Origin of the sequence: Bradyrhizobium sp. USDA 241, from assembly GCF_049739505.1 — a bacterium.
In the GTDB taxonomy this organism is placed as follows: Bacteria; Pseudomonadota; Alphaproteobacteria; order Rhizobiales; family Xanthobacteraceae; genus Bradyrhizobium; species Bradyrhizobium liaoningense.
Genome location: NZ_JBMGPZ010000005.1, coordinates 2,552,019 through 2,572,842, shown reverse-complemented (window position 1 = coordinate 2,572,842; position 20,824 = coordinate 2,552,019). Strand labels below are relative to the sequence as shown.

General features: G+C 64.3%; 23 protein-coding genes. 10 read left to right on the top strand and 13 right to left on the bottom strand.

What is annotated here, in order from left to right; all coding sequences use genetic code 11:
* Positions 1-128: 128 nt before the first annotated feature.
* The 3 genes from ABIF91_RS34250 to ABIF91_RS34240 are packed head-to-tail and all read right to left on the bottom strand — an operon-like array spanning position 129 to position 3,651.
* A complete protein-coding gene (locus ABIF91_RS34250; RefSeq protein ID WP_028179962.1) occupies positions 129-1,886 on the bottom strand; it encodes an NAD+ synthase in 1,758 nt (585 codons plus the stop codon).
* Between the two features lie 18 nt (positions 1,887-1,904).
* Positions 1,905-2,258, bottom strand: a complete 354-nt coding sequence (locus ABIF91_RS34245) for a diacylglycerol kinase (protein WP_028179961.1) — start codon at positions 2,256-2,258, stop codon at positions 1,905-1,907.
* Between the two features lie 4 nt (positions 2,259-2,262).
* The gene (locus tag ABIF91_RS34240; RefSeq protein WP_028179960.1) at positions 2,263-3,651 is read right to left on the bottom strand and encodes a class II 3-deoxy-7-phosphoheptulonate synthase; all 1,389 of its coding nucleotides are present in this window, start codon (positions 3,649-3,651) and stop codon (positions 2,263-2,265) included.
* A gap of 180 nt (positions 3,652-3,831) precedes the next feature.
* Between ABIF91_RS34240 and ABIF91_RS34235 the strand changes: the two genes are divergently transcribed.
* Entirely contained in the window at positions 3,832-4,728 is an 897-nt protein-coding gene (locus ABIF91_RS34235; protein WP_028179959.1) for an alpha/beta fold hydrolase, read from the top strand.
* A 7-nt stretch (positions 4,729-4,735) separates the two neighbouring features.
* Here the strand turns inward: ABIF91_RS34235 and ABIF91_RS34230 are convergent, their stop codons facing one another.
* Positions 4,736-4,999: a hypothetical protein gene (locus ABIF91_RS34230; RefSeq protein ID WP_028179958.1), complete on the bottom strand. Its 264-nt coding sequence runs from the start codon at positions 4,997-4,999 to the stop codon at positions 4,736-4,738.
* 151 nt (positions 5,000-5,150) lie between these two features.
* The gene (locus tag ABIF91_RS34225) at positions 5,151-5,855 is read right to left on the bottom strand and encodes a LuxR C-terminal-related transcriptional regulator (RefSeq protein ID WP_424579645.1); all 705 of its coding nucleotides are present in this window, start codon (positions 5,853-5,855) and stop codon (positions 5,151-5,153) included.
* 446 nt (positions 5,856-6,301) lie between these two features.
* Between ABIF91_RS34225 and ABIF91_RS34220 the strand changes: the two genes are divergently transcribed.
* From ABIF91_RS34220 to ABIF91_RS34210, 3 genes are read left to right on the top strand one after another with little or no spacing between them, the layout of a single operon-like run.
* A complete protein-coding gene (locus tag ABIF91_RS34220; protein ID WP_051393930.1) occupies positions 6,302-7,534 on the top strand; it encodes an acyl-CoA dehydrogenase family protein in 1,233 nt (410 codons plus the stop codon).
* A 17-nt stretch (positions 7,535-7,551) separates the two neighbouring features.
* The gene (locus ABIF91_RS34215; protein ID WP_028179955.1) at positions 7,552-8,100 is read left to right on the top strand and encodes an NAD(P)H-dependent oxidoreductase; all 549 of its coding nucleotides are present in this window, start codon (positions 7,552-7,554) and stop codon (positions 8,098-8,100) included.
* 54 nt (positions 8,101-8,154) lie between these two features.
* The gene (locus tag ABIF91_RS34210) at positions 8,155-8,955 is read left to right on the top strand and encodes an alpha/beta fold hydrolase (protein ID WP_424579644.1); all 801 of its coding nucleotides are present in this window, start codon (positions 8,155-8,157) and stop codon (positions 8,953-8,955) included.
* A 10-nt stretch (positions 8,956-8,965) separates the two neighbouring features.
* Here ABIF91_RS34210 and ABIF91_RS34205 read toward each other — a convergent pair whose 3' ends face one another.
* The gene (locus tag ABIF91_RS34205; protein ID WP_424579643.1) at positions 8,966-10,234 is read right to left on the bottom strand and encodes an IS256 family transposase; all 1,269 of its coding nucleotides are present in this window, start codon (positions 10,232-10,234) and stop codon (positions 8,966-8,968) included.
* Between the two features lie 150 nt (positions 10,235-10,384).
* On the opposite strand from ABIF91_RS34205, the gene ABIF91_RS34200 reads away from it, so the two are divergent.
* On the top strand, positions 10,385-10,828 hold the full coding sequence (locus ABIF91_RS34200) for a cupin domain-containing protein (protein WP_028179953.1): 444 nt from the start codon (positions 10,385-10,387) through the stop codon (positions 10,826-10,828).
* A gap of 106 nt (positions 10,829-10,934) precedes the next feature.
* Positions 10,935-11,150, top strand: coding sequence for a hypothetical protein (locus ABIF91_RS34195; protein WP_028179952.1), 216 nt, complete (start codon positions 10,935-10,937; stop codon positions 11,148-11,150).
* Here the strand turns inward: ABIF91_RS34195 and istB are convergent.
* Positions 11,147-11,914, bottom strand: a complete 768-nt coding sequence (gene istB / locus ABIF91_RS34190) for an IS21-like element IS1631 family helper ATPase IstB (protein WP_424579642.1) — start codon at positions 11,912-11,914, stop codon at positions 11,147-11,149. The genes ABIF91_RS34195 and istB overlap by 4 nt on opposite strands.
* Positions 11,915-11,918: 4 nt before the next feature.
* Positions 11,919-12,065 carry a hypothetical protein gene (locus ABIF91_RS34185; RefSeq protein ID WP_424579868.1) on the bottom strand — a complete coding sequence of 49 codons (147 nt, stop codon included), beginning with the start codon at positions 12,063-12,065 and terminating at the stop codon, positions 11,919-11,921.
* A 72-nt stretch (positions 12,066-12,137) separates the two neighbouring features.
* On the opposite strand from ABIF91_RS34185, the gene ABIF91_RS34180 reads away from it, so the two are divergent.
* A protein-coding gene (locus tag ABIF91_RS34180) for an IS3-like element ISRj2 family transposase (protein WP_424579816.1) occupies positions 12,138-13,267 on the top strand; the annotation gives its coding sequence in 2 pieces (ribosomal slippage) (positions 12,138-12,390 and positions 12,390-13,267; 1,131 coding nt in all).
* Positions 13,268-13,345: 78 nt separating this feature from the next.
* On the opposite strand, the gene istA is transcribed toward ABIF91_RS34180, so the two are convergent.
* On the bottom strand, positions 13,346-15,043 hold the full coding sequence (gene istA, locus ABIF91_RS34175) for an IS21 family transposase (RefSeq protein WP_424579641.1): 1,698 nt from the start codon (positions 15,041-15,043) through the stop codon (positions 13,346-13,348).
* Positions 15,044-15,152: 109 nt separating this feature from the next.
* On the opposite strand from istA, the gene ABIF91_RS34170 reads away from it, so the two are divergent.
* Positions 15,153-16,229, top strand: a complete 1,077-nt coding sequence (locus tag ABIF91_RS34170; RefSeq protein ID WP_284281488.1) for an MFS transporter — start codon at positions 15,153-15,155, stop codon at positions 16,227-16,229.
* A 332-nt stretch (positions 16,230-16,561) separates the two neighbouring features.
* On the opposite strand, the gene ABIF91_RS34165 is transcribed toward ABIF91_RS34170, so the two are convergent.
* The 4 genes from ABIF91_RS34165 to ABIF91_RS34150 are packed head-to-tail and all read right to left on the bottom strand — an operon-like array spanning position 16,562 to position 18,652.
* A complete protein-coding gene (locus ABIF91_RS34165) occupies positions 16,562-17,146 on the bottom strand; it encodes a TIGR00645 family protein (RefSeq protein ID WP_028181518.1) in 585 nt (194 codons plus the stop codon).
* A gap of 32 nt (positions 17,147-17,178) precedes the next feature.
* Positions 17,179-17,817 (bottom strand): TerC family protein, encoded by a 639-nt coding sequence (locus tag ABIF91_RS34160; RefSeq protein WP_028181517.1) that lies wholly within the window; start codon positions 17,815-17,817, stop codon positions 17,179-17,181.
* Positions 17,814-18,176: a hypothetical protein gene (locus ABIF91_RS34155; RefSeq protein WP_028181516.1), complete on the bottom strand. Its 363-nt coding sequence runs from the start codon at positions 18,174-18,176 to the stop codon at positions 17,814-17,816. The genes ABIF91_RS34160 and ABIF91_RS34155 overlap by 4 nt, the downstream gene beginning before the upstream one ends.
* 2 nt (positions 18,177-18,178) lie before the next feature.
* Positions 18,179-18,652 (bottom strand): TerB family tellurite resistance protein, encoded by a 474-nt coding sequence (locus ABIF91_RS34150; RefSeq protein WP_028181515.1) that lies wholly within the window; start codon positions 18,650-18,652, stop codon positions 18,179-18,181.
* A 176-nt stretch (positions 18,653-18,828) separates the two neighbouring features.
* Here ABIF91_RS34150 and ABIF91_RS34145 point away from each other — a divergent pair, with 176 nt between their 5' ends.
* Together ABIF91_RS34145 and ABIF91_RS34140 are read left to right on the top strand one after the other, a co-directional pair.
* A complete protein-coding gene (locus ABIF91_RS34145) occupies positions 18,829-19,326 on the top strand; it encodes a hypothetical protein (RefSeq protein WP_244430927.1) in 498 nt (165 codons plus the stop codon).
* Between the two features lie 349 nt (positions 19,327-19,675).
* Positions 19,676-20,815, top strand: coding sequence for a hypothetical protein (locus ABIF91_RS34140; RefSeq protein ID WP_028181513.1), 1,140 nt, complete (start codon positions 19,676-19,678; stop codon positions 20,813-20,815).
* Positions 20,816-20,824: the final 9 nt, after the last annotated feature.

Genomic DNA, 20,824 nt, shown 5'->3' with positions numbered 1-20,824 from the left:
GCAGGCGGGGCATCCAGTACTCCGCGGCGGTAGTTTCGTTTTCACAACACCCGCCGCGGAGTACTGGATCATCCGCCTTCGCGGATGATGACGGCGTCTTGTGTGGCTAGCGATCGTCCAACCGCCCTCTAGCCCTCGAACGCGTCGATCGACGCCCGGCTGCCACGCGACATCAGCGTCTCGTCAGGCGCGGACACCCCCTCGCCCTTGTCACGGAACCGGTTGGTGATCGGATAGCGGCGGTCGCGGCCGAAGTTCCTCGCAGTCACCTTCACGCCGGGCGCGGCCTGGCGGCGCTTGTATTCGGCGACGTTGAGGAGACGGTCGATGCGGGTGACGATCTCGCGGTCGAAGCCGGCGGCAATGATCTGGTCCAGCGGCTGCTCGCGTTCGACCAGGCGCTCCAGGATGGCGTCGAGCACGTCATAGGGCGGCAGCGTGTCCTGGTCGGTCTGGTTCTCGCGCAGCTCCGCTGTCGGCGGCCGCGTGATGATGTCGGGCGGAATGACCTCGCCCGCAGGGCCGAGCGCGCCTTCCGGCTTCCAGCCGTTGCGCAAGCTTGCGAGGCGAAACACCTGCGTCTTGTAGATGTCCTTGATCGGGTTGAAGCCGCCATTCATGTCGCCATAGAGCGTGGCGTAGCCGACCGACATTTCCGACTTGTTGCCTGTGGTCACCACCATCAGCCCGGTCTTGTTGGAGATCGCCATCAGCAGCGTGCCGCGGGTGCGGGCCTGGAGGTTTTCCTCGGTGATGTCGGGCGGCAGGTTCTTGAAGATGCCGGACAGGATGGTCTCGAAGCCGTTCACGGCCTCGGCGATCGGCAAAACCTCGTAGCGGATGCCGAGATGGCCGGCGAGCTCGCTGGCATCGGCGATCGAGTGTGCGGCCGTGTAGCGATAAGGCAGCATCACACCATGCACCTGGTCGGCGCCGAGCGCATCGACCGCGATTGCCGCGCACAGAGCGGAATCGATGCCGCCGGAGATCCCGAGCAGCACGCCGGGAAAGCCGTTCTTGGAGACGTAGTCGCGCAAACCCAGCACGCAGGCGGCGTAGTCGGCCTTGTCGCCCTCGGGCTGTTCGGCGATCGGGCCCGTGCAGCGCCAGTCCTCGCCGTTACGAGTGAAGCGCAGCGTGACGATGCTCTCCTCGAAGGCCGGCAATTGCGCTGCAAGCGAGAGATCGCCGTTGAGCGCAAAGGAGGCGCCGTCGAACACCAGCTCGTCCTGGCCGCAAACCTGATTCAGATAGACCAGCGGCAGGCCGCTCTCGGTCACGCGCGCCACCGCGACCGACAGGCGCACGTCGTTCTTGTCCCGGGCATAAGGCGAGCCGTTCGGCACGAGGATGATCTCGGCGCCGGTCTCCGCCAGCGTCTCGACCACGTTCTCGTAATCCTCGGACTCCTCCAGCCAGATGTCCTCGCAGATCGGCACGCCGATGCGAACGCCACGCACGGTCACCGGCCCTGCGGCAGGGCCGCGCGCAAACAGTCGCTTCTCGTCGAATACGCCGTAGTTCGGCAGGTTGCACTTGAAGCGCAAGCTCGCGATGCGGCCGCCGTCGAGCAGCGCGCAGGCATTGTAGAGCCTGCCCTCCTCGACCCAGGGCGTGCCGACCAGCATGGCCGGACCACCGTCCGCGGTCTCGCGCGCGAGGCTTTCGATCGCGGCGCGGCAGGCGGCCTGGAAGGCCGGCTTCTGCACCAGGTCCTCCGGCGGATAGCCGGCGATGAACAACTCCGGAAACAGCACGAGATCGGAGCCATCGGACTTGGCCTGCGCACGCGCGGCACGCGCCTTGGCGGCATTGCCCTCGATGTCGCCCATGGTCGGGTTGAGCTGGGCGAGCGTGACCGCGAATTCATTGAGACGTTCGGTCATGGCGCTCCCATTCCCAGGCTAGAGGAACCCCAGCCGCTCGATGATGGCGATGATCCAGAACGCGCCGGCCATCAGCAAGGCAACGCCGACCGCGGCCGAGCCCATGTCCTTGACCCGGCCGATCTGCTTGTCGTGATCCATCGTCAAGCGATCGGCGAGCTTCTCGATCGCGGTGTTGAGCAGCTCGACGACCAGAACGAAGGCGACGGAACAGACCAGCTCGACCGCGCGCATCGCAGTCGCGCCGATGAACCAGGCGAGCGGCACCGACAGCAGGAGCGCAAAGATCTCTTCGCGGACGGCCTGCTCCGATCGGAACGCAAAGGCCAGACCGTTCCGGGAATTGATCGTGGCCTTCCAGATCCGCAGCAAGGTTTTAGAGCCCCGCTGCGACCGGAATCGGCTGGGCCTTGCCGGCGCGCTCCTGCTTGAGGAGCTCCGCGATCAGGAAAGCCATGTCGATGGATTGCTCGGCATTGAGACGGGGATCGCAGACCGTGTGGTAGCGGTCGTTGAGGTCCTCGTCCGTGATCGCGCGGGCGCCGCCGAGACACTCGGTGACGTTCTGGCCGGTCATCTCCAGATGCACGCCACCGGCGTGGGTGCCTTCGGCCGCGTGGATCGCGAAGAACGACTTCACCTCGAACAGGATGCGGTCGAACGGCCGCGTCTTGTAGCCGGACGTGGAGGTGATGGTGTTGCCGTGCATGGGATCGCACGACCAGACCACGACCCGGCCCTCGCGCTTCACGGCGCGGATCATGTTCGGCAGGTGCTCACCGATCTTGTCCGAGCCGAAGCGTCCGATCAGCGTCAGCCGGCCCGGCTCGTTATCGGGATTGAGCACGTCGATCAGCTTCAAGAGCTCGTCGGCCTTCAGCGAGGGGCCGCATTTGAGCCCGATCGGGTTCTTGATGCCGCGGAAATATTCGACATGGCCGTGATCGAGCTGACGGGTGCGGTCGCCGATCCAGATCATGTGGCCCGAGGTCGCGTACCAGTCGCCGGTCGTGGAATCGACGCGGGTCATGGCCTGCTCGTAGCCGAGCAGCAGCGCCTCGTGGCTGGTGTAGAAATCGGTGGCACGCAGCTCGGGATGGCTCTCGAGATCGAGGCCGCAGGCGCGCATGAAGTTGAGCGCGTCCGAGATGCGGTCGGCCAATTCCTTGTAGCGGCGGGACTGCGGCGAGTCCTTGAGGAAGCCGAGCATCCATTGATGCACGCTGCCGAGATTGGCGAAGCCGCCGGTGGCGAAGGCGCGGAGCAGGTTCAGCGTCGCCGCCGACTGGCGATAGGCCATCAGCTGGCGCTGCGGATCCGGCACACGCGCTTCCCTGGTGAAGGCGATGTCGTTGACGATGTCGCCGCGATAGCTCGGCAACTCGACGCCGTTGACCTTCTCGATCGGCGATGACCGCGGTTTTGCGAATTGGCCGGCAATGCGGCCGACCTTCACCACGGGGACGGCGCCGGCATAAGTCAGCACCACCGCCATCTGCAGCAGCACGCGGAAGAAGTCGCGGATGTTGTTGGCGCCGTGCTCGGCGAAGCTCTCGGCACAGTCGCCGCCCTGGAGCAGGAAGGCGTCGCCGGCCGCAACGCGCCCCAGGGCCTTCTTCAGGTTGCGCGCCTCGCCGGCGAACACCAGCGGCGGAAAGGTCGCAAGCTGCGCCTCGACGTCGGCCAAAGCCTTGGCGTCGGGATATTCGGGCACCTGTAGCACCGGCTTGCTGCGCCAGGACTCGGGCGTCCACCGCTCGGACATCGCAATCTCTCCGTGAAGCAAAAAGCACAACCTGATCTAGGGGTTGCGAGGGCCGCCTTATACACAGGCTGGCTTCCGGCCGCCAGTTGTAAATCCAGTTCGCATCGCAAACCCTTGCGGCCAAAGCTGAATTCGCATTTGCTTGGGCAGGCAGGGAAACTGGCAGGACGCTGACCGCCCATGGACGCGGCACTGGACGACGTTTTCATCGACGAGATCAGCTTCCCCGCGACCGACGGCTATGCGCTGGCCGGCACCCTGTTCCTGCCGCGCGGCGCCAAGCACCATGCCGTCCTGATCAATTCGGCGACCGCCGTGCCGCGCAAGATCTATCGGGGCTTTGCCTCCTACCTCGCCCATCGCGGCTGCGCGGTGCTGACCTACGACTATCGCGGCATCGGCGACTCCCGGCTGCCGGCGATAGTCGGCTACAACCGGCCGAAATCGCTGGTCGGCTTCAAGGCCTCGATGTCCGACTGGGCCGAACTCGACGTCACCGCCGCGGTCAGCTGGATGCGCGAGCGCTACAGCACCCTGCCGCTGGCCTATGTCGGCCATTCCTTCGGCGGCCAGGCGCTCGGACTGATCGCGAACAACGGCGAAATCTCGCGCGCCGCGTTCGTGGCCTCGCAGGCCGCGACGTGGCGATTGATGACCTCCCCGGAGAAATACCGCGTGGTGGCCTTCATGAACCTGATTGGGGTACCGCTGGCCCACGCGCTGGGCTACGCGCCGGGCTGGGCCGGCGTCGGCGAGGATTTGCCCAAGGGCGTCTTCCTGCAGTGGGCCGAATGGGTCTCCAGCCCCCGCTACCTCTTCGATTCCAAACTGCCGGCGCTGGAGAATTTTACCAGGTTCAAGGGCGAGCTGCGCGCGCTGTGCTTCTCCGACGATCCCTGGGCCACGCGGCCTGCGGTCGAACTGCTCGCGAGCGGATTCACGGCGATCAAGCCGGAGGTGCTCGACGTCAAGCCGTTCGACGTCGGCGCCAAGGCGATCGGCCATTTCGGCTTCTTCCGCCCCGATCACCGCGACACGCTATGGCGCGGCGTAGCGGAATGGCTTCAGGGAGAATGAGGCGACGTCAACGGATGATCGTCGTCAGGGAAGAGTAGCGCCTGTTCGGCTTGGCTTCGCCCGGCGCGAACTGTGCGAAGGCGTCGCTGACGCGCACCGCCGGCGGCGTGTCACCGGCGAAGCGGAATTCCATCGGCCGCGGCGCGTAGAAGCTGGCGCGGTAATATGCGTCGTCGAAACGCGTCTCGCCGACGCCGAACAATGCGTCGCAGACGAACAGGAGCGCGTAGACTCCCGCGACCGCTGCGATGATCTCCCTGAGAATTAACATGCCGATGCCCTGCCCTGTTGCGGGCAGGATGCAGATCGGTTCCAAAATCGAAGTTTAAGGCTGCGCGGTTCTTGTCCGCTGGGTTTGCCGCCGCTGAACGGATAGCAGACAATTTTATCGATCCGGGGAACGCCCGCAGCAGTCGGCGGCTTTACTGCCGCGCGCTCAGAAGGCAGGCCGCAAGTTCGGTCCGGTTGTGCACGCCGAACCGGCGGCACAGATTGGCGACGTGCTCCTTCACGGTCTGGTCGGAGATCCCCATTTCGCGGGCAATCTCCTTGTTGGTCTGGCCGCGGCAAACCCTGATGGCGACATCAGCCGAGCGCGGCGGCAGCGATGCCGACAGCGTCCCGGCCTGACGGCTCGGGCTACGGTGGGTTTCAATCTCGCCCGCATTCATCATGTTGGTCAGCGCCAGCGAGCCGGCGCGGCATAGCATCTCCATGCGCAGTCGTGCGCGCGGCGTATAGGGTGCGCCCGTCTCCGTCGTCGCAGTGAAGAGCACGCCGATGATCTTCTGGCCACACCACAATGGCCCGCCCATATTGTAGGCGAAGCCCCATTCATGCAGCATCTCGAAGGTCGGGCTATGTCGCCAATGCTGCGGACCGATCACGGTTTCGCCGTCGACCGCGCAGCCGCGGGTCATGATGCAGTCGAGCACCGGGTCGTGCTTCCAGAAGCCGGCCTTGTAATTGTCGAGCAGGCCGTCTGCGACGTAGCGGCTGTAGACCAGGGCAGGCTCGAGCCCGTCGAGCAGGTAGAGGCCGACAGTCGGCGATCCCGTGAGTTCGGTGATTGCTGAGCAACAGGCCACGCCAAGCGCACGCACCGAACGGCTCTCGGCGATCGACATCAAACGATCCGCCAGCCGGCCTTCGGGCAGACCGTCCAACTGCTCCTGCTTGGCCCTCACCGCCACTCCTCGCGCGACGTGCGCCCATTGGGATTTGTTATAGGCTTAAAATTTCTTCTTCGCCTGTTCTCCGGTCAAGCGAAAAGAAGCGGCAGAACCGTGCTTCTCCGGCTCAGCTTTACGGCACGGCAGCAACGGCGATCCCCCCATGATGGGGGATTGCCGGTCTGCCCACTTCATCCCTAGCATTCGGCCATCGTGATCGCGTGACGACATCACGCGGTTCCGACGGGGTCACGTCACCATCGCGAATTGCCTGCTCACCCGCGCGCCAACAGCCTTGGCACGCGACGGCGGAGCCTTGCCGACGGACGCCGTCCCCGCCGGTCCCGATCCTCCCCGCCGATCGCACGGCGGAGCAACAGCTTGACGTGGAGATACCGACCATGAGCCTTTCCATGCAACGCGCCGCCAGGCCCTCCACGACGCCATCAGTGGCCGAGTTCCACGCGCGCCTTGACGCCGTGCTGCCACTGGTCGAGTCCCGCGCGGCCGAGGCCGAGGCGCAGGGCTATCTCACCGACGACGTCGTCGCCGCGCTTCGCAAGGCCGGCATCTACACGATGCTGTTTCCCCGCGAGGTCGGTGGCGCCGAACTTCTGCCCTACGACGCCATGACCGTGATCGAGCGCCTTGCCTACACGCATGCGTCCGCCGGATGGTGTGCGATCGGCAACAACATGGAAGGCACGACGCTCGCCATCTACGTCGAGGACGAGGGCATCAAGAAGGTCTTCGCAAAAGGCGCCGACATCACCATCGCCGGCAACGGCGTCCCGCGGGGCTTCGCCCGTCCGGTCGATGGCGGCTACATGATCCGCGGCAACTGGGCCTATGGCAGCGGCATCCAGCACGCCGAATGGGTCCATTCCGGCTGCTTCGTCACCGACGCCTCCGGCAAGGACATGGTGTTCGGTCCCAACGGACAGCCCAAGATCGTCGTCACCCACCATCCGCGGGCGACCATCAAGCTGATGGGCAATTGGGACGTGCTCGGCCTGCGCGCCACCGGAAGCTTCGACTACACGCTCAGCGAGGGCGACGAGCTGTTCGTGCCGACACACATGACCTACGATTTCGACATAGGCGCGCCACGTCGCGGCGGCGTGCAGGGCGCGCTGGGGCTCGCCGGCTATAGCGCCTGGTCGCACTCGAGCTGGGCGGTCGGAGTCGGCCGCCGCATGCTCGACGAACTCGTGAAGGTCATCGTCCCGCGCCAGGATCCCTTCGGCAAGTCGTGCGAGAGCGCCAGCTTCAAGTTCCAGTTCGCGCAGGCCGAGGCTCGTTTTCGCGCGGCACGTGCGCTTGTGCACGAAACCTGGAAGGAGGTCTCCGAGACCTGCGCCGGCGGCGAAAGTCCCTCGCTGGCGCAGATGACAATGATCAAGCTGTCGCTGCGGCACATCCACGACGTCCTGTCCGACGTCTCGACCTTCGCGCACCGCGCAGCCCGAGGTGCCTCGCTGCACAACACGCCGATGCAGCGCTTCTATCGCGACATCCACTCAGGCACCCAGCACATCCTGATGGCCGACCAGATCGTCGAGGAATGCGGCCGTGCGCTGCTCGGCCTTCCCGGGCCCGGCGCGCAATGGACAGTGTTCGGGGTGACCGGCTGAGCGCGCAGGAGGTCGGCGTGAACAGATCCCGCATCGTTGGCTTCTGCGGCAGCAGCTGGCGCCCGGCTAAGTCGCGCGGGCTTGTTGAAGCCGTTGCGGCCGATCTCCTGGCACAACACGCGCTCAAGACCGACATCCTCGACCTCGTCGATGCCGGCGAAGGCATCGCCGCGTTTACCCGCAACGGGCTGGACGAGCGCGCGCGCGACCTCGTCGAGGCGATCGAGCATGCCGATGGCCTGGTGATCGGTTGCCCGGTGTTCCAGGGCTCGTATCCCGGCCTGTTCAAGCATGTCTTTGACCTGATCAAGCCCGGCGTGCTGCGCAATCGCCCGGTGCTGCTGACAGCGGTCGGCGGCGGGCTGCGCCACTCGCTGGTGGTCGAGCATCAGCTCCGTCCGTTGTTCGGGTTCTTCGAGGCCTGCACGGTGTCGACCGCGATCTATGCGAGCAGCGACGAACTGGCGCCGGGCGCCCCCTTGGCGCCGATGATTGCCGCTCGCCTCGCCAACGCGGTGGAACAATTCGCAGCGCTTGTCGGCGACCGCCGGGCCAAGGCCGCATGACCCCTCTTCCACTGCGGTGCCCAGACAGGCTGCCTTCAACCCGAGACATCCATCATGCTTGAGACCGTCAAACCCTCGCCCGACCTCACCGGCTTTGCTCGCGCGGAATACGACATCAACGGCGTGCGCACCGTCGTTCACACCATCGGAAGCGGCCCCCCGCTGGTGTTCCTGCACGGTACCGGAACGTTTACCGGCTTTGAGATGGCGCGCGACTGGGCGAAGCGGCACACCGTCATCATTCCCTATCAGGCCGGTTTCGGCGACTCCGGCGATGCGGTCTGGATCGATACGATCGAGGATCATGTCCTCCAGACCACGGACTTGCTCGACAAGCTGGGACTGGCGACGTTCGATCTTGCCGGATTTTCGCTCGGCGGGTGGCTCGCCGCCGAGTTCGCCATCCGCCAGCCGCATCGCGTCCGCAAGCTGGTGCTGGTCGCGCCCGCCGGCCTCGTGGTTGCGAGCGCGCCGGCCCCCGGCCTGTTCGAGATCGCGCCACAGGATTTGCCGGCCTATCTCGCGCACGATCCGTCAAACGCGCTGCGTTACTTTCCCACGGCGCCAGATCCTGCGTTCGACGCCCGCCTCGGGCGCGAGGTGACGGGCTTCGCCAAGCTGATCCGCAGCGATCCGCAGGGCAATCCAAAGCTCGCGCACTGGCTGCACCGGATCACGATGCCGACGCTGGTCTTGTGGGGCGCCGCGGATCGCCTGCGCCCAACGGCGCAGGCCGGGGCCTGGAAGGCCGGGCTGCCCCACGCGCGCGTGACGCTGGTGCCGGACACGGGACATCTGGTGTTCGAGGAAACGCCCTCCGCCGCGCATCACGGAGCTATGGCTGATTTTGGGTGACGCGGCCTGATCAGGCGGCGTGGCTTTCAGTGTTCGGAATGACTTCGATTCCGTCGATGAACTTTACACCGGCGATGACTTTCGGCAACTGGTTCGTGCTCTTCAATCGCCGCCAGGTCTTCGATGCGGCGTCGATGAGCTTGAACACCATCAGCTTCGCGGTTTGTTGCGACAGCGATCCCTTGGTCCGCACCGTTCGGTGGCGCACCGTGGCGAAGACGCTCTCGATCGGGTTCGAGCTGCGTAGGTGGATCCAGTGCTCAGCAGGGAAGTCGAAGAAGGCGAGCAGCGCATGGCGATCCTTGATCAGGCACTCCACCGCACGTCCGTATTTGACGTGGTATTTCTCGACGAAGACGTCGATCGCGGTTTCAGCTTCGGCCCGGTGTGGGGCCAGATAGATGTTCCGCAGGTCGTTCTTCATGAGGCCCTGCACGGATTTGGCGACCTTGTCGAGTACGTTGCTCACTTTATGGCACCAGCATCGTTGGTGCCGCGTGCCGGGAAAGGCCTCGTCCAGTGCCTTCCAGAAGCCGAGGGCGCCGTCGCCGATGGCGAGTTGCGGGGCAATCCGTAACCCGCGTTGCCGCAGGTCGATCAGGGGTTCGCGCCAGCTCTGCGCGCTCTCGCGCACGCCGACCTGGAAGCCGATCAGCTCCTTCTTGCCTTCCGGCGTGGTGCCAATCAGCACCAGCATGCATTCGCTGTGATCTTCCATGCGGGCCTGCAGGTACACGCCATCGGCCCAGATGTAGACATAGCGACGCGCCGACAGATCGCGTCTCTGCCAGCGTTCGTACTCGACCTGCCAATCGGCCTTCAGGCCGGCGATCACCGAAGGCGACAGGTTCGGCGCATCCTTGCCGAGCAGCGCCGAGAGCGCCTCCTGGAAGTCGCCGGTCGAGATGCCGCGCAAATAGAGGACCGGGATCAAGGCATCCAGGCTCTTCGTCCGCCGCGCCCATAGCGGCAGGATTGCCGAACTGAAGCGGAGGCGGTCGCCTGGCCCGCTCGCTCCGCGGTCGCGGACCTTGGGACGAGCGACCTCCACCGGACCGATGCCGGTCGCAATCTCGCGCACCGGACCGTGCCCATGTCGGACCAGGCGCGCTCGACCGTCGGGCAGCGTCAGATTGGCCGTGCTGGCCAGAAACGCGCCAACCTCGATCTCGATCGCCCTGGCAAGCAGGTCCCGCGCGCCGGCTCGAACGATATCGGTCAGTGGATCATCAACCGCGGACGGCTGACGGAAAGCAAGAACATTGGTAGTCTCGGTCATGGCGTATCGCTCTCCTCGAGAGGTTCTGGCAGGCTCGTCACCCGCCTCGATACGCCGCCTTCCTCACACCGTCATCACCCAGATTCCGCCATAGCTCCGCATCACGTCACCGATTTTCTAGCCGAGTAGCTCAGACAGAAGGACACCACCATGATCGAGATGCCTCCGGGCGTTACCCCCGCCAAAGACGGCTTTGGCAACATCGTCTGGAGCATTCTGGGCCAGACGTACACGCTGAAGCAGCACTCCGAGGCGTCGATGGCTTGGCATGCCGTGTTTCCCGACGGCACCTTCGTGCCGCCGCACGTTCATCCGACCCAGGACGAATTCGTCTACGTCCTGAGCGGCCGTTACGATCTCTGGCTTGACGGGAAGGACCTGGTGGCGACCGCCGGGGACCTCGTGCGCATGCCCAAGGGCATTCCCCACGGCATCTTCAACAAGTCCGGCGAAACCGCGACCAGCCTGTTCTGGGTCGCGCCGACGCGATCGCTCAAGGAGCTGTTCGAACGCATCCACAACCTGCCCGATCCGCAGGAAGTCGTTCGGCGTGCCGCCGAGCACGAGGTCAATTTCCTGCCGCCCCCGGCCTGATGCTCGTCTCCGCTGAAAGCTCAAACCGCGAGGATCGATCATGACGATCAACTGGACCACCATTTCCGAGAGCGATCGCTGACGGATTGCCGTCTGGCAAAAGTGCATGCTGGCACTCGCCATCTTCTGCGAGATATTCCTCGCGGCCGACTGGTACGCCTTTGCGGCCGTGCTGCCTTTCGTCTCAGAGAGCCTGAAACTCAATCCCGCCGAGGCCGGTCTGGCGCAGGGCATCTTCGCTTTCCCCGCGGGTCACTTCAAATTCCTCCGGGTGTGGTCAGTCAAATTCCTCCACCCGCGAGGCAGGACAAGGGACTGTTAGTTTGAGTTTGTTTCCCGGGCAAGAGCTTCAGCGGCTTCTTTGAGCCGATAGCTGCGTCCGTCGAACTCAAGCAGATGGCAATGATGCATAAGGCGATCGAGGATCGTCGTGCTCATAGTGTTGTCCCCAAGGTATGCCCCCCAATCCTGCACGACGCGATTGGAGGTGACGATGACGCTGCGGCGCAGTTTGTAACGCTGATGGATCAGGGTCTGCAGCAAAGTGCCGGCGTCGTCGGGGATGGCGCGTGCGAGGAATAGATCGTCCAGCACGAGGAGATCGCAGTCGATGATGGTTCGCAGCCGGACCTCGCGTTGTGCCGGAGAGTTCAGGGCGTAGCGGTGGAAGAAGTCGTCGGTCTCAAGATACTGGACCTTGTGGCTTTGCAGGATCGCCTGATAGGCAATCGCCTTGGCGATGTGCGACTTCCCGATGCCAGGTTTGCCAACAAGCAGAGCGTTCTCGCCAGCGGCAATGAACGCCAGGGTGTGGAGCTGGAAGCAGGTCTGACGTGGCAGTTTGGGATTGAAGGACCAGTCGAACTCGGCGAGCGTCAGCTTTTCGTCGAGCCCGGATTGCTGGTATCGCCGCTCGATAAGACGGGACTGACGACGGTCCAGTTCATCCTGCAGGATAAGGGAGAAGGTCTCGAGGAAGGGCTGGTTGGCGCCCTGCGCCTGGAGCACGCGCGTCTGCAGCGTGTCGCGGACACCCGACAGGCGCAGCTGTCGTAGGCAACGCTCAATTTCCGGCATGGTCATCATGTGGCTAGGTCTCCAGTTTAAGGTGAGAAGGTGCAGCGGGAGCGCTCGTGGCGCCGGAGTTGGCCGGGGTTGCGCAGGCGACACGAGCGCGGATTGCCGTGGCGTGATCGTCGTGAGCCTCGGCCTGCCGACCATAGAGCTGGCCCCGCAAATTCGGACAGTAGCTTGAGTGGATTTTCTGCCTGACAGCGGCGAGGATTCTTGCTGCGAATCAGGAGCGAAGATGACGAAGAAGAGCCGCCGGACGCATTCTCCGGCATTCAAGGCGAAGGTTGCTTTGGCTGCGGTCAAAGGCGACAAGACACTGGCGGAGCTGGCGCAACTGTTTGATGTTCATCCGAACCAGATCACGATCTGGAAAAACCAGCTCCTGGAAGGCGCCGCCGGCGTGTTTGGGCATGACAAGACATCGGCCGAGACGCCGGTCGATTTGAAGGCGTTACATGCCAAGATCGGCGAGCTGGCGTTGGAAAACGATTTTTTGTCCGGCGCGCTCACCAAGGCGGGCCTGCTGAGCGCAAAGCGATGATCGACCGCGATCATGATCTTTCTATCGTGCGCCAGGCGAAGGTCCTGAAGCTGGCTCGCAGCACGGTCTACTATGAACCTCGGCCAGTTTCGGCCGAGGACCTTGCCTTGATGCGTTGGCTCGATGAGCTGCATCTCGATTATCCCTTCGCGGGAGCGCGTATGCTGCGATCGTTGCTGCGGCGGGAGGGCGTATACGCCGGTCGCCGCCACATCGCGACGCTGATGAAGCGCATGGGGATCGAGGCGGTCTATCGTCGCCCGAACACGAGCAAGCCGGCTCCGGGTCACAAGATCTACCCGTACCTGTTGCGCGGATTGAAGATCGAGCGGCCCGACCATGCGTGGGCAATGGACATCACCTACATTCCGATGCGGCGTGGCTTCGTCTATCTCGCGGCGGTCGTCGATGTGTTCAGCCGACGGGTCCTGGCCCATCGCGTCTCGATCACAATGGAGGCGGCCTTCTGCGTCGAAGCGGTCCAGGAGGCGTTGGCGAAGCACGGCAGGCCCGAGATTTTCAACACGGATCAGGGCAGCCAGTTCACCAGCCTCGAGTTCACCGATGTGCTGCTGGACGCGAAGATCGCCATCAGCATGGACGGCAAGGGCGCCTGGCGCGACAACGTGTTTGTCGAGCGGCTCTGGCGCACGGTCAAATACGAAGAAGTATATCTCCGCGCCTACGACAGCGTGTCCGAGGCGCGAGCGTCAATTGCCAAGTATCTGGCCTTCTACAATCAGGGACGCCCTCACTCGAGCCTTGACGGGCGCACGCCCGACGAGGCTTACTTCGGCACGCAAGCTATGGTGATGGCCGCATGACCGTCGCCGACGGTTTTGTCGTCGCTCTGGTCGGGCTACGCCCTCCCGACGCAACGACAAAACCGTAAAGCCCCGCGTTCAGCATAACCCGGCAGGAATCCACTTAAATCCAGCGGGGCGCTGTCCAAACAACCGGGGCCAGCTCTCATTGTCGTCGGCGTCGCGCCGCACAGCGCGGCTGAAGAGGTCGCCGTATTCCGCGGGGGTACGGATCAGCGGATGATCCTGGGTGAGCGGCGATGCCGGCTGTGGCGTCACTCCAACCTGCTCGATCGCCTGTTCGAACAACCGCTCGACGGTCGCACGCACGTGCTTGTAGCGGTAGATGCGGTTGTCGATGGCGTGCGCGCAGGCCTGCTCGACCAGCCGCGCCGGATACTTCCGGCCCAGCCCGACAATGCCCCACATCGCGCGCTGTCCGGGGCGCCCTTCGGTGTCGAACACCTGCTGGCACAAGGCCCTGGTCTGCGGTCCGATGCGCTCGGCGCTCGCCAGCAGCACGGCGGTTTGCCGCGACGGGTTGAACGGCCGTTCGCTGGTCGGCAGGACGACAGAACCGGGGTGCGCCATCCGGGAATGAACACGCAGCAGCGCACGGGTGTGGCGATCACGGATCTCGATCGTGGTGGTGTAGATGCGCACGACGACCTGGCTGCCGATCGGCGCGGGCCGCGCGGCGTAATAGCTGTTGTCGACGCGTACGGCGGTGTCGTCGCAGACAGTCCGGACGACTTCGGTGAAGATGCGGAAGGGAGCGACAGGCAGCGGCCGCAGGTGCGGCTTCTCTTCCTGGAACATCGCCTCGACCTGACGGCGCGTGCTGCCGTGGATGCGTTTGGAAGCCCAGTTCTCCTCCCAGTGCCTCAAGAACTCGTTTTGCGCCTCCAGCGTCTCGAAGCGCCGTCCGGCCAGCGCAGTGCCCTGGGTATGTTGAATCGCATTCTCGACGCATCCTTTCCGATTTGGATCGGCCACGCGCGCGGGATCGGCGACCACGGCGTAATGAGCCAGCATCGCGCTGTAAATCGGGTTGAGCTGGGGCTCGTACAAATCCGGCTTGAGGACGCCTTCCTTCAGGTTGTCGAGCACGACATAGCTGGGGACCCCGCCAAAATACCGGAACGCCTCTTCGTGGAGCTGCGCCCAGACTTGTTGGCTGGACTTCCAGACTACCCGCCGGAAGCTGCGCCGCGAGTAGCGTAGCGTCATCACGAACAGGCGGGGACGACGGTACCGCCCGCTCTTCGGATCAACCGTCGGCGCGCCCTCGCCATAGTCGACCTGAGCTTCCTCGCCGGGGAGGAACTCAAGACGATCAAACTGCTCAGGATCAGCGTGCCGCAACCGGCGCACAAACCGCTTGACACTCTGGTAGCTGGACGGAAAGCCAAATTGATCAACCAGGTCCTGGTAAATCGCCTGCGCGTTCCGCTTCAGCCGGACCTGTTCTTCGATCCACGTCCGATGCGCTTCGCAAGCCGAACGGGCCAGGCTGCTGGTGACCGTCGCTTCCGATGTCCCAAAAGCCGGTGGTCGGGGTGGAGGAATTTGGCCGTCCGCGCTCACCGAGCCGGTGGTCACTTCCCCGGGGGAATTTGCCTCCGCACCGGCCCGCAGCGCCTGATAACGCCGGATCGTCTTGCGATCGACACCCGTCAGCCGGTGAATCTCGCGCTGGCTGGTGTTGCGATCAAGTAATGTAAGTACGGTGCTTTGCAGATGTCGCTTCAAGACGTTCAACTCCCCGGCCCCTTGCTGGCTAAAGGGGTCGAACATAAACGTCCTGCCTGACCGGCTACTGCTGTTCAGCGGCGCTGACGGCGATCATCAGGTGGGGGAGTTTCAAGTGACCATACCCGGGGGATTTTGACCGACCCACGGGGCTTTGACCTATGGCATCGGGATGATGGTGTGGTCACCGGTGAGCCGCTCGATGACGGCGCGCAACATGCTGCTGATCGGACTTGCCGGCACCGGTCTCGGGATGATGCTTCAGGTGTTCGTCCAGACCTACACCCAGCTTGTGCTGCTGCGGCTCCTGATCGGCTTCTTCGATGCCGGCATTTTCATCGGCAACATGAAGCTGATCTTCGGCTGGTTTCCGCAGAGCCGGCGCGGGTCGGTGGTCGGAATCATCCTTGCGGCCTACAGCCTCGCCATCACCCTGGATTTCGCACTCGGCATTCCCCTGACCATTGCGACCGGATGGCGGACCTTCTTCGCAGTACTGGCGGTCGGCACCCTGATCGTCGCTGCGATTAACGCGCTCGTCGTTCGCAATAGCCCGCGCGAGATCGGCATCGTCGACTTCACCTGGGGGAACGAGACGCCTCAGAAGCACCTGCCGCTTGGCGAAATCTTCCGCTCGAAATGGATCGCAGTCGGTGGCTTCGGCATCGTGGCCTGTACCTTCGCAATCGCCGGCACGGCGACCTGGGTGGTGCCCGCCTTTATCGCCGTGCAGCACATGCCGCCGGAAGCCGGCGCCGTGATCGGCACCGTGATGGGGCTCTCGCAGGTCCTGTTCCTGGTGATCGGCGGCTACATGTCCGACCGGCTCGGCAAGCCGTTCATGATCAAGCTCACCGCGGGGCTCGCTTTCCTGACCGCACTGATGTTCCTCTGGAGCGTCGTTACGCCGATGCCGTTCGGTGTGCTGGTGCTGTTCGCAGCCCTCAGCGGCGTCGCGCTGCTCGGCGGCGGCGCGATCTTCGCGCTGCTCAGCGAAAAATACTCCGACGCGCTCGCACCGGCGGCGATCGGCTATGCGGAGGTGTTCGGCATCTTGTCGGCTTTCGTGGCGCCCTGGATGATGGGCGCCATCGTCAACGCCTCTTCCGGCGCGTTCACCGGGGCTTTCGTCGCCTTCGCGGTGGTCGAGTTGATCATCGTCGGCCTTCTGCTGATCCTCGCCCGCGAAGACGTCAGGCAGGGTGCGGTCGTCGGCAGTCCAGCGGAATGAATACGCTCTCCACAGAGCGGAGGCGACGGCATCCCGCGAGCTCTGCGGACAGAAACCATGAACGGACGCCGGCCACCTCCCGTCAGAGGGCTGGATGGTCGTTCTAAAGTATGATCCGGAAAAGTGCGCAGCGGTTTTCCGAAAAGATCATGCTTAAACAACAACCTAGAGCGCGAACACGATTCATCCTAATCGCATCGCGCTTTAGCAAACATCACCTGCTCATCGGCAGCTTGTGATGCCTCGCGAGGAGCTACAAGACGACGTTTGGCGAGGCTCCGCCGATACGGTGGCGGGGCCGCCGCCTCACGGCGCGGCCCCATTCGCAAGGCTCAGCCGTGGCCGGCCTCCTTGCGATGGCCGCTCTCGCTGAGGCGGTCGACCCAGGCGATACCGATCGCCGAGATGATGAAGGTCATGTGGATCAGGACCTGCCACATCACGCCGCTCTCGGTGAAATTGCTGCGGTTGGTGCCGAGATTACCGGCCTCGATGAAGGTCCTGAGCAGCGAGATCGAGGAGATGCCGATGATCGCCATCGCGAGCTTGATCTTGAGCACGCTGGCATTGACGTGACCGAGCCATTCCGGCTCGTCGGGATGGCCGCTGAGGTTCAGCCGGGAAACGAAAGTCTCGTATCCGCCCACGATCACCATGATCAGAAGGTTCGAGATCATGACGACGTCGATCAGCCCGAGCACGACCAGCATGATCTGCTGCTCGCTGGCGTCGAACGAGTGCAGGACCAGGTGCCAGAGCTCCTTCAGGAACAACAGCACATAGACGGCCTGCGCGACGATGAGGCCGACATAGAGCGGCAATTGCAGCCAGCGCGAGCCGAAGATCAGCTTCGGTAGCAGGCCGACCGGCGGCCTTGGCGCGGCCGGCGCCGAAGGTGCCTTGGGTTCAGACGTCATGGATCGCTCCGGATTGCAGACAGGAATGCGCCTCAGAGACTCGCGATGACAGGCGCGAGCTCGAGCGAGCCCCGATAGATCATCTCGAAGGCGACGTAAATGATGATGGCGAGGCCGACATAGGCGATCCAGCGCTGCTTCTGGAGCACGCGGCCGAGCAGATCGGCGGCGACCCCCATCATCGCGACGGACAGCAACAGGCCGAAGGCGAGGATGTACGGATGCTCGCGCGCGGCACCCGCGACCGCGAGCACATTGTCGAGCGACATCGAGACGTCGGCGGCGACGATCTGCACCGCCGCCTGGCCGAAAGTCTTTCGCTGTGCCGGGGCGGCATCCGCGCCGCCGCCATTGCTGAACGCGAGCTGCTCCGAATGCGTGGCCTGCTCGCGCAACTCGCGCCACATCTTCCAGCAGACCCAGAGCAGCAGCACGCCGCCGGCGAGCAGCAGCCCGATGACCTGCAGGAGCTGGGTCGCAACGCCGGCGAAGGCGATGCGCAGCACGGTGGCGGCGGCGATGCCGACGATGATGGCGCGGCGGCGCTGCTGGGCCGGCAGGCCCGCCGCGGCGAGGCCGATGACGACGGCGTTGTCGCCGGCGAGCACGAGATCGATCAGGACGACTTGAAACAGCGCGGTCAGCGCCTCGGCGGTGATGAATTCAGTCATGTTTGATCATTTTTCGATGTCGACGGATCGAGCCAATGCGGCTTGCGGCGCTCGATCCAGTCGAAGACCTTCGAACGGGAGGAGCGCAGCGCCGGTACGTCCTCGGCGAGCAGCGCAAGGCCGAGCGGCAGCATCCAGACGCCGAGCAGCGGCAGGAAGGAGAGCACGCCGCCGGCGACCAGCAGCGTGCCCGAGGGGATCCTGACCCAGCGGCTGGACGGCTTGAGCAGATAGGTGAAGGTGTCGCCCATGCGCCCCGGCAGGCGGTCGACGAGCTTGGCCAGGCGCGGGTCTCCACCGGCGATCTCGCCGGTGGTGCCCACGGCTTCGGTGGTGCGCTCGTCCGAAACTGTGCTCATGCTTACTCCTTCAGGGCGGCCTGGAGCGTGGCGTCCGCTGCACTGGGCACGACCGGCTTCGCGCGCGGCAGCACCAGCGTCAGCAAGCGCAACAACTTGATTGCCTGGACTTCGTGGGGATGGACGTCCTCATCTGCGGCAGCAACGCGCTCCGACAGCTCCATCAAATGGGACGAGAGCGACAGATTCGAAACCGGCCGCAGCGTGTCGATCACGACGTTGGCAAAATCCGGCTCCTCGAGCCGTTCGGCGAGGTCATCGAACATCGCATAGAGCCGTTCGTCTGAAATGTGCGGCGCCAGCTTGCGGTCCCTGATGAAACGGATCACCTCGTCGCGCTCGACCGGCGAGACGCGCCGGTCGGCAACCGCAACCAGCGCGCCCACGATCACCAACGCGACCGCCGCCTGCTCGTTCAGGCTCGACGGCTCCGTGATCTCGATTTCCATCGGATTTGAAGTTCTGGCGTCAGACATCGTAGCTCCCTTAACTTGCGAAATGGCCGCACGGAGCTGCGATGGGGACGGATAGTCGGAGAGAACGAACAAAGGCCCGACGATCGGCCGATCCATCGCATTCGCGCGGGACAGGTCATCCGACATCACGAGGTTTGCCGACATGGTCGGCGTCCTCGCCAGAGGGGCCCGGATTCTTGTTCTGCTCAGACATAAAGGCGGCTCTGTCGGAATCAAGGCAACATGACTGCGACCAGCCGCCGCATCGGTTCCATAGCGATGAAACCGCGTCCGGGGCGCGCTGCAACGCCCTTCGCGTTGTGGCGCAGAGCCGGGATCCGGAAGGCGATACGCTCCGCCTATCGCGCAAGCGGCGACGACATCGCAACCGTGTCACGATTGATCGCTACATCTACATCTCGGGAACGAGCGTCTGCGCCGCCATAGCGCTCGCGCAAGCTTCGGCAGCGAATATGTCGCCCTTGAATCCGATGAGCGCGGAGAAGCGCATGAATCGCACCACATCCTGCACCGGCTGCGGCCATGCGCTCGTCCCGATGCTGACGGCCAAAGGCCGCGTGGAACCGAGCTGCCTCTGGTGTGAAGGCCTCGACGCCCGCGCGCTGGACATGGCGAAGTGGGCGGATAGCCCGTTCGGCAAGCCCGAGCGGAGCGTCCGTCAGTCGTTCGAATGAACGGCTTGAGACACTGAGCCGCCGGGCATTTGCCTTTCGCCGCGAGCTTGCACGGCTGCATGCCCCTGCAGGACCTGCCGACAAATTAGACAACCTAGGTCGCTCTACCGAACTCACGGACCTGCGCGGAAAGGTCAGGCAGGTTGGCGAACCCGTGGTCTAACCTTTGGTGCAAGCTCGCTTTTCTTACTCGCCGCCTGCGGACGGCGAGCCTGCGCGCGCACTGCGCGCCGACTGGCCCAAAATTCGCAAGACAGCATCTGGCCCAATTCCCTGCCCGCCCACGATAGAGAGCGGAAAGTTGCGTGCGCCCAGCTCCGGGATGGACGGCCCCAGATCGGAGAATGCCATGAACGTGCATGCTGCCGGAGATCTCAAATTCACCGGTCTCACCCATCCGAACGGCGCGCGGCTGCGTCTCAACGACCAGGACTTCGTGGCGATCGATCGCGACCGGGATGCGAAGTTCGAGGCGACGTACCGGCCGCAGGCCCTCTACAATCGCGCCAACGAAGGCTTTCACGCCAACAACGAGACCTTCCTGCTGCACGAGGTCGCGACCAATCTGCCGATCTACCGGCCCGACACCGGCCCCACCGATTTCCATCTTCATCTTCCGCCGGGCGGCTTTCAGCTCGTGCTGGTCACCTCGGGCGCGTTCACCTTCGACTATGACGGGCGCTTCTACAATGTCGGCCCCGGCGCGGTGATGCTGCAAAGCGCGATCGTCCACCGCCAGCTGTTCTACACCTGGTCGGGACTGTCGACCGAAGAGAATCTGAAGACGCCGCAGACCGTGGTGCCCGATCCGATCTCGATGGGCTATTCGGGCAAATTCCTCGAAGCCTTCATCACCGATCCGACGACGTTTCCCAACCCGACCATCGTCGGTCCCGACCAGATCAACGAGGCCGAGACGCCGCGCGTGGCCTGGAGCCACCCTCTGCACGACCGGCCGGCCGATGCCGGCTTCTGGCTCCAGGACCCCCTGGCTTTGGACGCGCTGTTCAGGCCGCTCACCGATGGCTCGGTCAAATCGGCCATGCCGGTCCACGTGCGCGATATCGGCATCGAGATTCCGAGTGGCCATCTCGTCGCTGGCCACATCATCGCAACCGACCCGCGCGGTCAGTCGCTGCTGCCGAAGAGCACGTCGGCCGCCGCGGACGCGAGCTGTTTCGCCAAGGGCGAGGTCGAGATCTATCGCGTCATTCGCGGCACCGCCGAGTTCAAGAGAAAGACCGGCGAGAGCTTCGAACTGTCCGCCGGCGACGTGGTGACGGCGGGCAGGGATTCCATCAGCCTCACAGCTGTCGGCGAAAACACCCAGGTGCTGCGGCTCGGCCTGCTCAAGGGCATGAACGAGCTGCGCAGCTGGACGCCGACGCAGCGTGACGAGATCGACGGCCTCGCCGGTCAGATCATCACCCACAAGGACGTCCGTCCCCTGCGCACCGAAGGCAAGCCGGTCGGGTATCTCTACGGCTGAGCGCCGAGC

What these genes read in the sequence shown, in the direction of transcription:
- ABIF91_RS34250 (WP_028179962.1), bottom strand. Translation starts at nt 1,886, where the DNA reads ATGACCGAACGTCTCAATGAATTCGCGGTCACGCTCGCCCAGCTCAAC.
- ABIF91_RS34240 (WP_028179960.1), bottom strand. Translation starts at nt 3,651, where the DNA reads ATGTCCGAGCGGTGGACGCCCGAGTCCTGGCGCAGCAAGCCGGTGCTA.
- ABIF91_RS34235 (WP_028179959.1), top strand. Translation starts at nt 3,832, where the DNA reads ATGGACGCGGCACTGGACGACGTTTTCATCGACGAGATCAGCTTCCCC.
- ABIF91_RS34230 (WP_028179958.1), bottom strand. Translation starts at nt 4,999, where the DNA reads ATGTTAATTCTCAGGGAGATCATCGCAGCGGTCGCGGGAGTCTACGCG.
- ABIF91_RS34225 (WP_424579645.1), bottom strand. Translation starts at nt 5,855, where the DNA reads ATGTCGATCGCCGAGAGCCGTTCGGTGCGTGCGCTTGGCGTGGCCTGT.
- ABIF91_RS34220 (WP_051393930.1), top strand. Translation starts at nt 6,302, where the DNA reads ATGAGCCTTTCCATGCAACGCGCCGCCAGGCCCTCCACGACGCCATCA.
- ABIF91_RS34210 (WP_424579644.1), top strand. Translation starts at nt 8,155, where the DNA reads ATGCTTGAGACCGTCAAACCCTCGCCCGACCTCACCGGCTTTGCTCGC.
- ABIF91_RS34205 (WP_424579643.1), bottom strand. Translation starts at nt 10,234, where the DNA reads ATGACCGAGACTACCAATGTTCTTGCTTTCCGTCAGCCGTCCGCGGTT.
- ABIF91_RS34200 (WP_028179953.1), top strand. Translation starts at nt 10,385, where the DNA reads ATGATCGAGATGCCTCCGGGCGTTACCCCCGCCAAAGACGGCTTTGGC.
- ABIF91_RS34195 (WP_028179952.1), top strand. Translation starts at nt 10,935, where the DNA reads ATGCTGGCACTCGCCATCTTCTGCGAGATATTCCTCGCGGCCGACTGG.
- istB (WP_424579642.1), bottom strand. Translation starts at nt 11,914, where the DNA reads ATGATGACCATGCCGGAAATTGAGCGTTGCCTACGACAGCTGCGCCTG.
- istA (WP_424579641.1), bottom strand. Translation starts at nt 15,043, where the DNA reads ATGTTCGACCCCTTTAGCCAGCAAGGGGCCGGGGAGTTGAACGTCTTG.
- ABIF91_RS34165 (WP_028181518.1), bottom strand. Translation starts at nt 17,146, where the DNA reads ATGACGTCTGAACCCAAGGCACCTTCGGCGCCGGCCGCGCCAAGGCCG.
- ABIF91_RS34160 (WP_028181517.1), bottom strand. Translation starts at nt 17,817, where the DNA reads ATGACTGAATTCATCACCGCCGAGGCGCTGACCGCGCTGTTTCAAGTC.
- ABIF91_RS34155 (WP_028181516.1), bottom strand. Translation starts at nt 18,176, where the DNA reads ATGAGCACAGTTTCGGACGAGCGCACCACCGAAGCCGTGGGCACCACC.
- ABIF91_RS34150 (WP_028181515.1), bottom strand. Translation starts at nt 18,652, where the DNA reads ATGTCTGACGCCAGAACTTCAAATCCGATGGAAATCGAGATCACGGAG.
- ABIF91_RS34140 (WP_028181513.1), top strand. Translation starts at nt 19,676, where the DNA reads ATGAACGTGCATGCTGCCGGAGATCTCAAATTCACCGGTCTCACCCAT.